General features: G+C 71.9%; 11 protein-coding genes. 10 read left to right on the top strand and 1 reads right to left on the bottom strand.

The genetic code is table 11. The annotated features are described in order from the left end of the window. The first annotated feature begins 297 nt into the window (after nucleotides 1-297). The 8 genes from ACZ60E_RS36020 (at nucleotide 298) to ACZ60E_RS35985 (ending at nucleotide 10,727) form a co-directional block, all read left to right on the top strand. Nucleotides 298-1,092: a TIGR03084 family metal-binding protein gene (locus ACZ60E_RS36020; protein ID WP_469446069.1), complete on the top strand. Its 795-nt coding sequence runs from the start codon at nucleotides 298-300 to the stop codon at nucleotides 1,090-1,092. Next, nucleotides 1,089-2,912: an acyclic terpene utilization AtuA family protein gene (locus ACZ60E_RS36015; protein WP_469446068.1), complete on the top strand. Its 1,824-nt coding sequence runs from the start codon at nucleotides 1,089-1,091 to the stop codon at nucleotides 2,910-2,912. The genes ACZ60E_RS36020 and ACZ60E_RS36015 overlap by 4 nt, the downstream gene beginning before the upstream one ends. Further along, complete coding sequence (locus ACZ60E_RS36010) at nucleotides 2,909-4,507, top strand: acyl-CoA carboxylase subunit beta (RefSeq protein WP_469446066.1); 1,599 nt, start codon at nucleotides 2,909-2,911, stop codon at nucleotides 4,505-4,507. The genes ACZ60E_RS36015 and ACZ60E_RS36010 overlap by 4 nt, the downstream gene beginning before the upstream one ends. 35 nt (nucleotides 4,508-4,542) lie before the next feature. Next, complete coding sequence (locus ACZ60E_RS36005; RefSeq protein ID WP_469446063.1) at nucleotides 4,543-6,423, top strand: acetyl/propionyl/methylcrotonyl-CoA carboxylase subunit alpha; 1,881 nt, start codon at nucleotides 4,543-4,545, stop codon at nucleotides 6,421-6,423. A gap of 122 nt (nucleotides 6,424-6,545) precedes the next feature. Then, complete coding sequence (locus tag ACZ60E_RS36000) at nucleotides 6,546-7,736, top strand: acyl-CoA dehydrogenase family protein (RefSeq protein WP_469446061.1); 1,191 nt, start codon at nucleotides 6,546-6,548, stop codon at nucleotides 7,734-7,736. An 83-nt stretch (nucleotides 7,737-7,819) separates the two neighbouring features. Then, the gene (locus ACZ60E_RS35995) at nucleotides 7,820-9,385 is read left to right on the top strand and encodes a 4-coumarate--CoA ligase family protein (protein WP_469446258.1); all 1,566 of its coding nucleotides are present in this window, start codon (nucleotides 7,820-7,822) and stop codon (nucleotides 9,383-9,385) included. Further along, a complete protein-coding gene (locus ACZ60E_RS35990; RefSeq protein WP_469446058.1) occupies nucleotides 9,382-10,125 on the top strand; it encodes an enoyl-CoA hydratase family protein in 744 nt (247 codons plus the stop codon). Before ACZ60E_RS35995 ends, ACZ60E_RS35990 begins: the two co-directional genes overlap by 4 nt. Then, nucleotides 10,113-10,727, top strand: coding sequence for a TetR/AcrR family transcriptional regulator (locus tag ACZ60E_RS35985; protein WP_469446057.1), 615 nt, complete (start codon nucleotides 10,113-10,115; stop codon nucleotides 10,725-10,727). The genes ACZ60E_RS35990 and ACZ60E_RS35985 overlap by 13 nt, the downstream gene beginning before the upstream one ends. 155 nt (nucleotides 10,728-10,882) lie before the next feature. Here the strand turns inward: ACZ60E_RS35985 and pdxH are convergent, their stop codons facing one another. Then, nucleotides 10,883-11,572, bottom strand: a complete 690-nt coding sequence (gene pdxH, locus ACZ60E_RS35980) for a pyridoxamine 5'-phosphate oxidase (RefSeq protein ID WP_384806429.1) — start codon at nucleotides 11,570-11,572, stop codon at nucleotides 10,883-10,885. Nucleotides 11,573-11,872: 300 nt separating this feature from the next. Here pdxH and ACZ60E_RS35975 point away from each other — a divergent pair, with 300 nt between their 5' ends. After that, complete coding sequence (locus tag ACZ60E_RS35975) at nucleotides 11,873-12,973, top strand: citrate synthase 2 (RefSeq protein WP_384806427.1); 1,101 nt, start codon at nucleotides 11,873-11,875, stop codon at nucleotides 12,971-12,973. Between the two features lie 659 nt (nucleotides 12,974-13,632). Continuing rightward, nucleotides 13,633-15,009, top strand: a complete 1,377-nt coding sequence (locus tag ACZ60E_RS35970; RefSeq protein WP_384806425.1) for a PAS domain-containing protein — start codon at nucleotides 13,633-13,635, stop codon at nucleotides 15,007-15,009. Nucleotides 15,010-15,124 lie beyond the last annotated feature (115 nt).

Below are 15,124 nucleotides of genomic sequence, written 5' to 3'. Positions count from 1 at the left end.
GACCTGTCGGAACCGGATCCGGATGGGGAGACGTGCGCCCCCGCCGTACACCGCATGCTGCTCCCGGGTGAAGTGTCCGGCAATGCCTGGAACGCACCTCAATAGGCGCATGTGTGTTGCCTGACCCATGAGGTCGCGACAATCCATGGCATGGGCCCACGTGTGCTCAGCCCCTGTGCCCGCATCAATCAATGCAAGCACGCTTGATTGTTTCTCCGGCCGCTGCCATGCTCCAGAACGCACCGCACGCCATGCACCGCGCACCGCACACCGTCGTGCCCCGAGGGGAGCGCCATCGTGTCCGACCCATCGTCCGTGATCGACGATCTGAGCCGGGAGAGCGAGCAACTCGACGCCCTGGTGGGTGAGTTGGGGGATGAGCGCTGGGCGCTCGCCACCCCGGCCCCCCGGTGGACCGTCGCCCACCAGATCGCGCACCTCGCCTGGACCGACCGTTCCGCCCTGCTCGCCGTGACCGACGGGGCGGCCTTCGCGCGGGAGGTCGAGAAGGCGCTCGCCTCGCCGGACGGCTTCGTGGACGAGGGCGCGGACGAGGGGGCCGCGCTGCCCCCGGACCGGCTTCTCGCGAAGTGGCGTGCCGGACGGCAGGCGCTGGAGAAGGCCCTGCGCGCGGCACCCGCCGGAACGCGCTTCCCCTGGTACGGGCCGCCCATGTCGGTGGCCTCCATGGCGACGGGCCGCCTCATGGAGACCTGGGCCCACGGTCAGGACATCGCGGACACCTTGCATGTGACGAGGCCACCCACGGACCGCCTCCGGCATGTGGTGCGCATCGGTGTGCGGGCCCGGAACTTCGCCTTCGGGGTACGCGGGCTCACCCCGCCCGAGGAGGAGTTCCGCGTCGAGCTCACCGCACCTTCGGGCGAGCTGTGGGCGTACGGACCCGAGGACGCGGCCCAGCGCGTCACCGGCCCCGCGCTCGACTTCTGCCTCCTGGTCACCCAGCGGGCGAACCGCGTCGACCTCGCGGTCCGGGCGGAAGGCCCCGACGCCGACCGCTGGCTGGACATCGCCCAGGCCTTCGCGGGCCCGCCCGGCACGGGCCGCGCACCGAAGGGGACCGCGGAATGACCGGCGGCCCCGCGACCGGTGACCCCACCACGGACGGCCCCACCAAGGGCGGCCCCGCCACCGGCGCACCCGGCCCGGCGCAGGGCCCGGTCACCCGTCCCCTGCGCATAGGCAACGCCTCCGGCTTCTACGGCGACCGTTTCGACGCCCTGCGAGAGATGCTCACCGGCGGCCCGCTGGACGTCCTGACCGGCGACTACCTCGCCGAACTGACCATGCTCATCCTCGGCCGCGACCGCCTCAAGAACCCGGCCGGCGGCTACGCCCGCACCTTCCTGCGCCAGCTGGAGGAGTGCCTGGGTCTCGCCCACGAGCGGGGCGTACGGATCGTGGCCAACGCGGGCGGCCTCAACCCGGCCGGACTCGCCGACGCCGTGCGGGAGTTGGCGGCCAGGCTCGGCATCCCGGCGCGGGTCGCCCACGTCGAGGGCGACGACCTCACCGCCCGCTACCCCGGCCCCGGGCACCTCGCCGCCCACGCCTACCTGGGCGGCGCGGGCATCGCCGCCTGTCTGCGTGAGGGCGCGGACATCGTCGTCACCGGCCGGGTTACCGACGCCGCCCTGGTCACCGGGCCCGCGGTCGCCCACTTCGGCTGGGCGCCCGACGCCTACGACCGCCTCGCGGGAGCCGTCGTCGCCGGACACGTGCTGGAGTGCGGTACCCAGGCCACCGGCGGCAACTACGCCTTCTTCGCCGAGCACGACCCGGCCCGGCTGCACCACCCGGGCTTCCCGGTCGCCGAGCTCCACGAGGACGGCACGAGCGTCATCACCAAGCACGACGGCACCGGCGGCGTCGTGGACCTCGGCACGGTCACCGCCCAGCTCCTGTACGAGACGGCGGGCGCCCGGTACGCGGGACCCGACGTCACCGCCCGCCTCGACTCGGTCCGCCTCACCCAGGAGGGGCCCGACCGCGTACGCATCGACGGAGTGCGGGGCGCAGGCGTGCGGGGCGAGGCGCCGCCGCCCACGCTCAAGGTCGGGCTCAACCGGCTCGGCGGCTTCCGCAACGAGGTCGCCTTCGTGCTGACCGGGCTCGACATCGAGGCGAAGGCCGCGTTCGTGCGGGCCCAGCTGGAGGCCGCGCTCGCGGGAGCCAAGTCCCGTCCCGCCGAGGTCCGCTGGGAACTCGTCCGCACCGACCGCCCCGACGCGCCCACCGAGGAGACCGCGAGCGCCCTGCTCCGGCTCGTCGTGCGCGACCCCGACCAGGACGCCGTGGGCCGCACCCTCAGCGGAGCCGCCATCGAACTGGCCCTGGGCAGCTACCCCGGATTCCATGTGATGGCACCACCGGGAAAGGGCGCCCCCTATGGGGTCTTCGAGGATGTGTACGTCCCCCATGTGGACGTGGACCATGTGGCGGTCCTCCACGACGGGCGCCGGATCGCTGTGTCGCCACCCCACGACACCCTCGTACTCCAGCCTCCCGGGCCCTCTCAGGAACCGTCGCTCCCCGCACCTCTCCCGACCGCCGGGTCCGCCGTGCGCCGTGCGCCCCTCGGCCTCGTCGCCGGGGCCCGAAGCGGCGACAAGGGCGGGAACGCGAACGTCGGCGTCTGGGTGCGCACGGACGACGCCTGGCGCTGGCTCGCCCACACCCTCACCACCGGGAAGTTCCGCGAACTCCTGCCGGAGACGGCAGAGTTGACCGTCGTACGGCACGTCCTGCCCAACCTGCGCGCCCTGAACTTCGTCGTCGAGGGGATCCTCGGCGAGGGCGTGGCCGCGCAGCACCGCTTCGACCCGCAGGCCAAGGCCCTCGGCGAATGGCTGCGCTCCCGCCACCTCGACATACCGGAGGTACTGCTGTGACGGTCCTGGCGTCCGCGCTGGACACCTCCTCCGCCGACTACGCGGCCCACCGCGAGACCATGCTCGGCAAGCTCGCCGACCTCGGCACCGAGCACGCCAAGGCCCTCGCGGGCGGCGGCGAGAAGTACGTGGCCCGGCACCGCAAGCGCGGCAAACTGCTCGCCCGGGAGCGCATCGAGCTGCTCCTCGACCCCGACACGCCGTTCCTCGAACTGTCGCCGCTCGCCGCCTGGGGGAGCGACTGGACGGTCGGCGCCTCGCTCGTCACGGGCATCGGTGTCGTCGAGGGCGTCGAGTGCCTGATCACGGCCAACGACCCGACCGTACGCGGCGGAGCCAGCAACCCCTGGAGCCTGAAGAAGGCTTTGCGGGCCAACGACATCGCGTACGCCAACCGTCTCCCGAGCATCAGCCTCGTCGAGTCGGGCGGCGCCGATCTGCCCTCCCAGAAGGAGATCTTCATCCCCGGGGGCGCCATCTTCCGGGACATCACCCGGCTCTCGGCGGCCGGCATCCCGACCGTCGCCGTCGTCTTCGGCAACTCCACCGCGGGCGGCGCGTACATCCCCGGCATGTCCGACCACGTGATCATGGTCAAGGAGCGCGCGAAGGTCTTCCTCGGCGGGCCGCCGCTGGTGAAGATGGCCACCGGCGAGGAGAGCGACGACGAGTCCCTGGGCGGCGCCGAGATGCACGCGCGCGTGTCGGGTCTCGCCGACTACTTCGCCGTCGATGAACGGGACGCCCTGCGGCAGGCGCGGCGGGTGGTGGCCCGCCTCAACCACCGCAAGGCGTACGCCGATCCGGTACCGGCCGAGCCGCCCAAGTACGACCCGGAGGAGCTGCTGGGCATCGTCCCCGGCGATCTCAAGCACCCCTTCGACCCGCGCGAGGTGATCGCCCGGATCGTCGACGGTTCCGACTTCGACGAGTTCAAGCCCCTCTACGGGACGAGCCTGACGACCGGCTGGGCGAGCCTGCACGGCTATCCCGTCGGTATCCTCGCCAACGCGCGCGGCGTGCTGTTCAGCGAGGAGTCGCAGAAGGCCGCCCAGTTCATCCAGCTCGCCAACCAGCGCGACATCCCGCTGCTCTTCCTGCACAACACCACCGGCTACATGGTCGGCAAGGAGTACGAGCAGGGCGGCATCATCAAGCACGGCGCGATGATGATCAACGCGGTGAGCAACAGCCGCGTCCCGCACCTGTCCGTCCTCATGGGCGCCTCCTACGGAGCGGGCCATTACGGCATGTGCGGTCGCGCGTACGACCCGCGCTTCCTCTTCGCCTGGCCCAGCGCCAAGTCCGCCGTCATGGGCCCGCAGCAGCTCGCCGGAGTCCTGTCGATCGTCGCCCGCCAGTCCGCCGCCGCGAAGGGTCAGCCGTACGACGACGACGCCGACGCGGCCCTGCGCGCCATGGTGGAGCAGCAGATCGAGTCCGAGTCCCTGCCGATGTTCCTGTCCGGGCGGCTGTACGACGACGGCGTCATCGACCCGCGCGACACCCGAACCGTCCTCGGCCTGTGCCTGTCCGCGATCCACACGGCCCCCTACGAGGGCGCGCGCGGCGGCTTCGGCGTCTTCCGGATGTGAGGGGCGTGACGGGCGTGACTGATGTGAGAGGTCCCATGATTTCGAGTCTGCTGGTCGCCAACCGCGGCGAGATCGCCTGCCGTGTCTTCCGCACCTGCCACGAGCTGGGCATCCGTACGGTCGCCGTGTACTCGGACGCCGACGCGAACGCCCTCCACGCGCGCGTGGCCGACTCCGCCGTACGCCTGCCGGGCAGCTCGCCCGCCGAGACGTATCTGCGCGGCGAGCTGATCGTGAAGGCCGCCGTCGCGGCGGGCGCCGACGCCGTGCACCCCGGCTACGGCTTCCTCTCCGAGAACGCCGACTTCGCGCGGGCCGTCCTCGACGCGGGCCTCGTCTGGGTCGGACCGTCCCCCGAGGCGATCGAGGCGATGGCCTCCAAGACCCGCGCCAAGGAGCTGATGGCCGCCGCCGGGGTGCCGCTGCTCGCACCCCTGGACCCGGACGCCGTGACCGAGAAGGACCTGCCGGTCCTGGTGAAGGCGTCGGCGGGCGGCGGCGGACGCGGTATGCGCGTCGTCCGCGAACTCGTCGACCTGAAGAATGAGCTGGCGGCAGCCTCCGCGGAGGCCGAGAGCGCCTTCGGGGACGGCACCGTCTTCGTCGAGCCGTACGTCGAGCACGCGCGGCACGTCGAGGTGCAGATCGTCGCCGACGGCCACGGCACGGTGTGGGCGCTCGGCACCCGGGACTGCTCCCTCCAGCGCCGCCACCAGAAGGTCATCGAGGAGGCCCCCGCGCCGGGCCTCGGCCCCGAGACGGAGCAGCGCCTGCTCTCGGCGGCCACGGCCGCCGCCCGCACGATCTCCTACACGGGCGCCGGCACGGTGGAGTTCCTGGTCTCGGCCGGCGGAGCCGACGGGGACCGCGTCCACTTCCTGGAGATGAACACCCGCCTCCAGGTCGAACACCCCGTGACGGAAGCCGTGTTCGGGACGGACCTGGTCGCCCTGCAACTGCGCGTCGCCGAGGGCGGCACCCTGGACGGCGACCCGCCGGCCCCCTCCGGCCACGCGGTCGAGGCCCGCCTCTACGCCGAGGACCCCGCCCAGGACTGGGCCCCCCAGACCGGCACCCTGCACCGGCTGGCCGTACCCGGCGTCCGCCTGGACACCGGGTACGGCGACGGCGACACGATCGGTGTCCACTACGACGCCATGCTCGCCAAGGCCGTCGCCCACGCGCCCACGCGCGCGGAGGCGATCCGCCGGCTCGCCGGAGCCCTGGAGCGGGCGACCGTCCACGGCCCGGTCACCAACCGCGACCTCCTCGTACGCTCCCTGCGCCACGAGGAGTTCACGGCGGCCCGGATGAACACGGCCTTCTACGCGCACCACCTCGCCGACCTCACCGAGGCGACCCCGGACCCGTACGCCCCCCTGGCCGCGGCGCTCGCCGACGCGCACGGCCGCTCCCGTTTCGGCGGCGGCTGGCGGAACCTGCCCTCGCAGCCGCAGAGCAGGCGCTACCTGGTGGCGGGCGAGGAGCACGAGGTCCACTACCGGCACACCCGGCAGGGCCCGGCCGCCGACGGCGTCCACGTGGTCCAGGCGGACGCGGACCTCGTCGTGCTCGAAATAGAGGGCGTACGCCGCAAGTTCGCGGTGTCCCGGTACGGCGACCGGGTCCACGTGAACGGCACCACGCTCACGGCCCTGCCCCGCTTCCCCGCCCCCGAGCCCGACCACGCGCCAGGCTCCCTCCTGGCCCCCATGCCCGGCACGGTCGTCCGCCTGGCGGAAGGCCTCGGGGAAGGAACCCCGGTCCGGTCGGGCCAGCCCCTGATCTGGTTGGAGGCGATGAAGATGGAACACAAGATCACGTCCCCGACAGCGGGCACACTGACGGCCCTGCGCGTGAGCACGGGCCAACAGGTGGAGGTCGGCACCTTGTTGGCAGTGGTCGAGCCCACATAGGGGCGCGGGGAACGGCGCAATCCTTTGCCTTCGTCTTTCAGGGGCGCGGGGAACTGCGCGACCGGCCACGACGCACCCGCACCCTCCACCCGACACCAGCCCCCTCCCCCCGAGGAGCCCTCATGGCAACGGTCCTGGAATCCGACGAGCACAAGGCCCTCCGCGCAGCGGTGTCCGCCCTCGGCAACCGCTACGGCCGCGAATACCTCGCCAAGGTCATCGCGGAAAAGTCCCACCCCACAGAACTGTGGGCGGAAGCCGCCAAGCTCGGCTACCTCGGCGTCAACCTTCCGGAGGAACACGGCGGCGGAGGCGGGGGCATAGCCGAACTCTCCATAGTCCTCGAAGAACTCGGCGCCGCGGGCTGCCCCCTCCTCATGATGGTCGTCTCACCGGCCATCTGCGGCACGGTGATCGCCCGCTTCGGTACGGAAGAGCAGAAACAGGAGTGGCTCCCGGCCCTCGCCGACGGCACCCGCACCATGGCCTTCGGCATCACCGAGCCCGACGCCGGCTCCAACAGCCACCGCATCACGACCACCGCCCGCCGCGCGACCGGCGGCCCGGCAGGACAACCGGAGGACCGGGCCGACTGGATCCTCACCGGCCGCAAGGTGTTCATCTCGGGCGTCGACATCGCCGACGCCACCCTCATCGTCGGCCGCACGGCGGACGCCCGCACGGGCAAGCTCAAGCCGTGCCTGTTCATCGTCCCGCGCGACGCCCCCGGCTTCGGGCGGCGGCAGATCGACATGGAACTGCACGGCGCGGAGAAGCAGTTCGAGCTGACCCTGGACGACGTACGGCTGCCCGCCGACGCGCTCGTCGGCGACGAGGACGCGGGCCTGCTCCAGCTCTTCGCGGGCCTCAACCCCGAGCGCATCATGACCGCCGCCTTCGCGATCGGCATGGGCCGCTACGCGCTCTCCAAGGCCCTCGTCTACGCCCGCGAGCGCACCGTCTGGCGGGAGCCCATCGGCGCCCACCAGGCCATCGCGCACCCCCTCGCCCAGGCCCACATCGATCTCGAACTCGCCCGCCTGATGATGCAGAAGGCCGCCCTCCTGTACGACTCGGGGGACGACGTCGGCGCCGGGGAGGCCGCCAACATGGCGAAGTACGCGGCGGCGGAGGCCTGTGTGAAGGCCGTCGACCAGTCCGTGCACACGCTCGGCGGCAACGGCCTGACCGGCGAGTTCGGCCTCGCGTCGCTCATCACCGCGTCCCGGGTGGCCCGTATCGCACCCGTCAGCCGCGAGATGATCCTCAACTACGTCTCGCACCAGACCCTGGGCCTGCCCAAGTCCTATTAGGCACCATCTTCCGTACAGCCTCCATCTCCCGTACGGCCTCCGGCTTCCGTGCAACTTCCGGCTCCTGGAAAGGGCCCGCCATGGTGTTCCGCAGCGAGTACGAAGACGTTCCCGCGGTCGAAGAACCCATCCACGAGGCGGTGCTGGGCCATGCCGCCTCCCGGGGCGACGCACCCGCGCTGATCGACGGCGTGAACGGCATGACCCTCACCTACACCCAACTCGACACCTTCCACCGCCGCATCGCCGCCGCGCTCGCCGAACTCGGTGTCCGGAAGGGCCACGTACTGGCCCTGCACAGCCCCAACACGGTCGCCTTCCCCACCGCGTTCTACGCCGCCACGCGCGCGGGGGCGTCGGTCACCACCGTGCACCCCCTCGCCACGCCCGAGGAGTTCGCGAAACAGCTGCGGGACTGCGGCGCCCAGTGGATCGTCACCGTGTCGCCCCTCCTGGAGACGGCCCGCGCGGCGGCCGAACTCGCGGGCGGCATACGCGAGATCCTCGTCTGCGACCAGGCCGAGGGACACCGCTCGCTGCTCGACATGCTGGGCTCCACCGCCCCCGAGCCGCGGATCGACATCGACCCGGTGGCGGACGTGGCGGCCCTCCCGTACTCCTCAGGGACGACCGGCACCCCCAAGGGGGTGATGCTCACCCACCGGAACATCGCCACCAACCTCGCGCAGCTGACGCCCACCATGCCGATGGGCCCCGGCGACCGCATCCTCGCCGTGCTGCCGTTCTTCCACATCTACGGGCTGACCGCCCTCATGAACGCACCCCTCAGGCAGGGCGCCACCGTCGTCGTGCTGCCGCGCTTCGACCTCGACACGTTCCTCGCGGCCATCGAGAAACACCGCATCACCGGCCTCTACGTGGCCCCGCCGATCGTCCTCGCCCTCGCCAAGCACCCGGCCGTCGAGGGGTACGACCTGTCGTCCCTGAAGTACGTCATCAGCGCGGCGGCCCCCCTGGACGCCGAACTCGCCGAAGCGTGCGCGCGCCGGCTCGGCCTGCCGCCGGTCGGCCAGGCGTACGGCATGACGGAACTCTCGCCCGGCACCCATGTGGTCCCTCTGGAGGAGACGAACCCGCCCCCCGGAAGCGTCGGCAAGCTCATCGCCGGCACGGAGATGCGCATCGTCTCCCTGGACGACCCCGGCAAGGACCTCGGCGTCGGCGAACGCGGCGAGATCGTCATCCGCGGCCCCCAGGTCATGAAGGGGTACCTCGGCCGACCCGTCGAGACGGCCGCGATGATCGACGACGACGGCTGGCTCTCCACCGGGGACGTCGGCCACGTCGACGCGAACGGCTGGCTGTACGTCGTCGACCGGGTCAAGGAACTCATCAAGTACAAGGGCTTCCAGGTGGCCCCCGCCGAACTCGAAGCGCTCCTGCTGACCCACCCCGGCATCGCCGACGCGGCCGTCATCGGCGTCTACGACACCGACAACAACGAGAAGCCGCACGCGTACGTGGTGCGTCAGCGGAACGCGCCGGACCTCACGGCGGAGGAGATCATGGAGTACGTCGCCGGGCGCGTCGCCCCGTACAAGAAGATCCGGCACGTCACGTTCCTCGACACGGTGCCCAGGGCGGCCTCCGGGAAGATCCTCCGACGAGAACTGCGGGAGCGCGCATGACCACGGTGCGGCGGTCCTACGAGCGCGGGATCACCACTCTCGCGCTCGACGCGCCCGAACGGCGCAACGCCCTCTCCGCCCGGCTGGTGGGAGACCTGGCGGACGCGCTGACGGAAGCCGGCAAGGACGGTGACGTACGCGCCGTCGTCCTCACCCACACCGGCAACACCTTCAGCGCGGGCGCGGACCTCAACGACCCGCCGCACCCCGACACGCTCGTCGCCCTGCTGCGGCAGATCGTCGAACTGCCCAAGCCCGTCGTCGCCCGCGTCACCGGACACGTCCGCGCGGGCGGCCTCGGACTGCTCGGCGCCTGCGACCTCGCGGTGGCCTCCCAGGAGGCCACGTTCGCCTTCACGGAGGTACGCATCGGGGTCGCCCCCGCCGTGATCTCGCTGCCCCTCCTGCCGCGCCTCGACCCGCGCGCGGTGGCCCGCTACTACCTCACCGGCGAGAAGTTCGACGCGGCCGAAGCCGCCCGTATCGGGCTCGTCACGGTGGCCGGAGCGCCGGGGGAGGACGTGGACGGCGTACTCGCGCCGGTACTCGACGGACTGCGCCGCGCCTCCCCCCAGGGGCTGGCCGAGACCAAGCGGCTGCTCACGGCTAAGGTGCTGGACACCTTCGACCGGGACGCGGCCGACCTGACCGCGCTCTCGGCCCGGCTGTTCTCCTCCGCGCAGGCCCGCGAGGGAATGACGGCCTTCCTCGAACGACGGGATCCCTCATGGGTGTGGTGAACGGCGCGGCACAGGCGCCGGTGGAGCGCGTCCCCAAACAGGACCGCAGCCGCGCCACCCGGCAACGCCTCCTAGAAGCCGCGGTCGCCTGCCTCGCCGAACGCGGCTGGGCGGGCTCCACGGTCTCCGTCGTCGCCGAACACGCCGGGGTGTCGCGCGGCGCCGCCCAGCACCACTTCCCGACCCGTGAGGACCTCTTCACGGCGGCCGTCGAGTACGTCGCCGAGGAACGCTCCACCGCGCTGCGCGCCCTCTTCCCCGAGGGCGCCACGGACCGCCGAGCCGTCGTCGTCGCCCTGGTCGACCTCTACACGGGCCCCCTGTTCCGCGCCGCCCTCCACCTGTGGGTCGCCGCGTCGAACGAGGCCCAGCTGCGCACCCGCGTCACCGAACTGGAGGGCCGCGTCGGCCGCGAGACCCACCGCATAGCCGTGGACCTCCTGAACGCCGACGAGACCCGCCCGGGCGTACGCGAAACGGTCCAGGGCTTCCTGGACATGTCCCGAGGCCTGGGCCTGGCCAACCTCCTCACGGACGACGCAGCCCGCCGGGACAGAGTGGTCACCCAGTGGGCAGCAATCCTGGACAACGCACTGGGCTGAGGTTTTCTTGCCTCTGGGGGCGCGGGGAACGGCGCGGTCTTCATGTCTTTGTTTTCAGGGGCGCGGGGAACGGCGCGACGAGCCACGACGGCGGATCAGACGCAATCAGGCCCAGGCGGCACCCCCTACAGCGAGGGGGTCAGAGGGGCACCCCCTCAGGGACTGAGCCTCTCAACCCGCCAGCCCCCGTCCTCCTGGGCCACGTACCGCAACCGGTCGTGCAGCCGGTTCTCCCGCCCCTGCCAGAACTCGACCGCCCGGGGCGAAACCCGGAACCCACCCCAGTGCGGCGGCACAGGCACCTGCTCCCCCTCGGGATAGCGCGCGGCCAACTCCGCGTACGCCGCGTCCAACTCGTCCCGCGACCCGACCACGGAGGACTGCGCACTGGCCCACGCCCCGAGCTGCGACCCATGAGGCCGCGTCCGGAAGTACGCGGCCGTCTCGTCCCGCCCCGTACGCCGCGCCGTGCCCGTGACGATGACCTGCCGCGCCACCGAATGCCACGGGAAGAGCAACGACACGTGCGGATTCTCGGCCAGTTCGCGCGCCTTGCGGGACGCGTAGTTGGTGTAGAAGACGAACCCCCGCTCGTCGTACTGCTTCAGCAGCACCGTGCGGGAACCGGGCCGCCCCTCGGCGTCCGCCGTGGAGACGACCATCGCGTTCGGCTCGTACACCCCGCCCTGCGCCTCACCGTGCGCCGCGGCCTGCACGAACCAGCGCGCGAACTGCTCCATGGGGTGGTCGGCCAGCTCGGTCTCGTCGAGTCCCGCGGCCCGGTACTGCTTGCGCATCGACGCGGGGTCGAGCGAGGGGCCGAGAAGGGGGTCACTGTCGGTCACCCGGTCATCCTGCCGTACGCGTCGCCGGGCGTGGGCTTCATCACTGACTGGCACTGAGTGCCGCGTACTCTCCCCAAAGGTGACACCAAGGGATATCGTCCTGCTGCCAAGAGGTTGGGTGACCGCCGACCGCACGGGGCATGACCGGAGTGACGTACGGACCGCGAGTCCACGAGGCGACCGCGTAACCGCACGCTCGCACCCACCAGGGACACCGCACCACCCACCCCTCGCACAGCTCACCCCGCACAGCGCACATCCCACACATCGTCTGTCGCACACATCATGAGGAGCCGCCTGATGTCCGACTTCGTACCCGGACTTGAGGGAGTCGTCGCTTTCGAGACGGAGATCGCCGAACCGGACAAGGAGGGCGGCGCCCTGCGGTACCGGGGCGTCGACATCGAGGATCTGGTCGGCCACGTCTCCTTCGGCAACGTCTGGGGGCTGCTCGTGGACGGAGCGTTCAACCCCGGCCTGCCGCCCGCCGAGCCGTTCCCGATCCCCGTCCACTCCGGTGACATCCGCGTGGACGTCCAGTCCGCACTTGCCATGCTCGCCCCCGTGTGGGGCCTCAAGCCGCTCCTCGACATCGACGAGAAGCAGGCGCGCGCGGACCTCGCCCGCGCCGCCGTCATGGCCCTGTCGTACGTCGCCCAGTCCGCCCGCGGCCAGGGCCTGCCGATGGTCCCGCAGCGGGAGATCGACAAGGCGCAGTCCGTCGTCGAACGCTTCATGATCCGCTGGCGCGGCGAGCCCGACCCCAAGCATGTGGCGGCGGTCGACGCCTACTGGACCAGCGCCGCCGAGCACGGCATGAACGCGTCGACGTTCACCGCCCGCGTCATCGCCTCCACCGGCGCGGACGTCTCGGCGGCCCTCTCCGGGGCCGTCGGCGCCATGTCGGGCCCGCTGCACGGCGGTGCCCCCTCGCGGGTCCTCGGCATGATCGAGGAGATCGAACGCACGGGCGACGCCGACGCGTTCGTCAAGCAGGCTCTCGACAAGGGCGAGCGCCTGATGGGCTTCGGCCACCGGGTGTACCGCGCCGAGGACCCCCGCGCGCGCGTGCTCCGCCGTACCGCCCGGGAACTGGGAGCCCCCCGCTTCGAGATCGCCGAGGCCCTGGAGAAGGCGGCCCTCGCCGAACTGCACGCCCGCCGCCCGGACCGCGTCCTGGCGACGAACGTCGAGTTCTGGGCCGCCATCGTCCTGGACTTCGCCGAGGTCCCGGCCCACATGTTCACCTCGATGTTCACGTGCGCCCGTACGGCCGGCTGGTCCGCGCACATCCTGGAGCAGAAGCGCACCGGCCGCCTCGTACGGCCCTCCGCGCGCTACATCGGCCCCGGCACCCGCAACCCGGCCGAGATCGAGGGCTACGGAGACATCGCCCGCTGATTCCGTATGGGTGCACGGCCTATGTGCACGGCAGGTGTGGCGGCGCTCTCCATGAGTTCATGGGGCGCCGCCACATGTGCGACAACCAGTACGACCAGGTAGCGGCCGTCCCTTCCGGTTCCGGCCGCCCCGAGAACGCAGACGACCCGCGTGCTCGGGTCCCCTCCGAGGAGGGGGCCGGCCGGACTTACCGGCAAGCACGCGGGTCGGGTGACTGCTGAGATTGGGCCGGCCGCACGCTCGTCTCACGCGCTGGTCCGGCACCGCACTGTGTGTGGTGACGGGCCGCTAGCCCGCAGCCACCTCGCTGGTCCGGGTTTCAGACATGTACCCGATCACCTCCTTTCGGCGTGCGACACACACTAAGAAGCGTCGCGGCTTCGCTCAAGTGATTTTCCGGGACGGCGATTTTCGGGGTCGCCGACGCGTTGACGGCGCCGACGAGGGAAGCGATCTTGTGGAGGGGGCCGGGACGACGGAGATCCGGCCGACCGGGGGTGAAGTGCCCGCGCACAACGATTTCCGCAATCTTGCGGGAACCAGATGTGGGCTGCGTCACGTTCGAGTTGAATGATTCCTAGTGAGTGATTCGTAGTGAGTGAACAGACGCGCGGGCACACCGCGCAGGACACGCCGACACGGCCTGCAGGGGGTGCCAGGTGAGTGCTTCGCGGCGTAGCGGGACCACGGACGAGCTCGGGCCGGACGAGCCGGAGCGGGACGGGGCCGATCTGCTGGCCGCTCTGCTCGACGGGATGGACGCGGCGCTGTGCGCGTTCGACGCCGACGGAGTGGTGACGCACTGGAACCGGGAGGCCGAGCGCATCCTCGGCTGGACCGCGGCCGAGGCGGTCGGGCGGCACGGGTTCGCCGGCTGGGCCGTGCGGGCCGCGGACGCCGAGGAGATCGAGAGCCGGCTGCTGTCCGCGATGCAGGCCCCTGGACGGCAGGTCCACGAGTTCGCGCTGCTCACCAAGGAGGGCGGCCGGGTGCTCGTACGGACCCAGTCGGCCGCCGTGCCGGGTCCCGACGGGAAGCCGGCCGGGGTGTACTGCGCCTTCAGCGAGGTGCACACGCAGATCGATCTGGAGCGGTCGATCGCCCTGAGCGAGGCCCTCTTCGACGACGCCTCCTGGGGTGTCGTCCTCGTCGACGCCGATCTGCGGCCCGCCGTGGTCAACGGACACGCCGCGCGGGCGCTCGGCACGGGGCGTACGGCCGTACTGGGCCGTCCCCTGGGCGAGTTGATCGCGCAGGGCGTGGAGGAGCTGGAGAGCGCGCTCACGCACGTTCTCGCGGAGGGTGCGCCGCCGGCGCCCGCCGAGATGTGGGTGACGCTGCGGACCGCGGAGGGGGAGCGGCGCCGTTGCTGGCGCAGCGGTTTCGTGCGGCTCGCCTCACCGCTCACGGAGGAACCGGTTCCGCTCGGTGTGGGGTGGCTGTTCCAGGATGTGACCGAGAGCAAGCAGACCGAGCAGGAAGCGGCACTGCTGCGCTTCCGGACGAATCAGCTGCACCGGGCCGCGCGGGCCGCCGCCGAGTGCGAGGACCCCGCGGAGGGGGCGTCCGTCCACCTCGACTTCGCGCTGGCCGGATTCGCCGACCACGCGCTGATCGACCGGGTGGCCGGGGGTTCGGTGGCGGACGGCGAGGGTCCGGTCCGGCTCGTACGGGGGCCCGCGACGCCCTCCGGAGCGCCTGGCCCCAGCCTGCCCGCGGGCCGGGCCGGGCTGCCGGTGCGGTACTCCGACGGGCATCCGGCGCTGCAGTGCGTCGAGCGGATCGGTTCCGTACGGGCCAGTGCGGGGTCGACCGAGCCCGAGCGCATGCGCGACTGGGCCGTGGCCCGGCAGTGGCCCGCCGACTCGGTGCACGCCCTGTGCGTCGTGCTGCGCAGCCGGGGGCGGACGCTGGGCGTCGTCACGTTCCTGCGCGGTGCGAGCCGTACGCAGTTCGAGAGGTTCGACGCGACGTACGCGGAGGATGTCGCCGTCCGGATCGCGGCGGCGCTGGACCTGGCGGCAACCCTTCCGTGACGCCCCTGGGGGCTGCGCCCCCAGACCCCCGCATCGGCCTGAACGGCCTCGTCCTCAAACGCCGGACGGGCTGAAGCCCCAGGGGCGAAGCCCCGTCTCCTCAGGGGCGCGGGGA

This window comes from Streptomyces sp. NPDC102514 (assembly GCF_055584525.1).
This window is presented reverse-complemented; position numbering and strand designations above follow the sequence as displayed.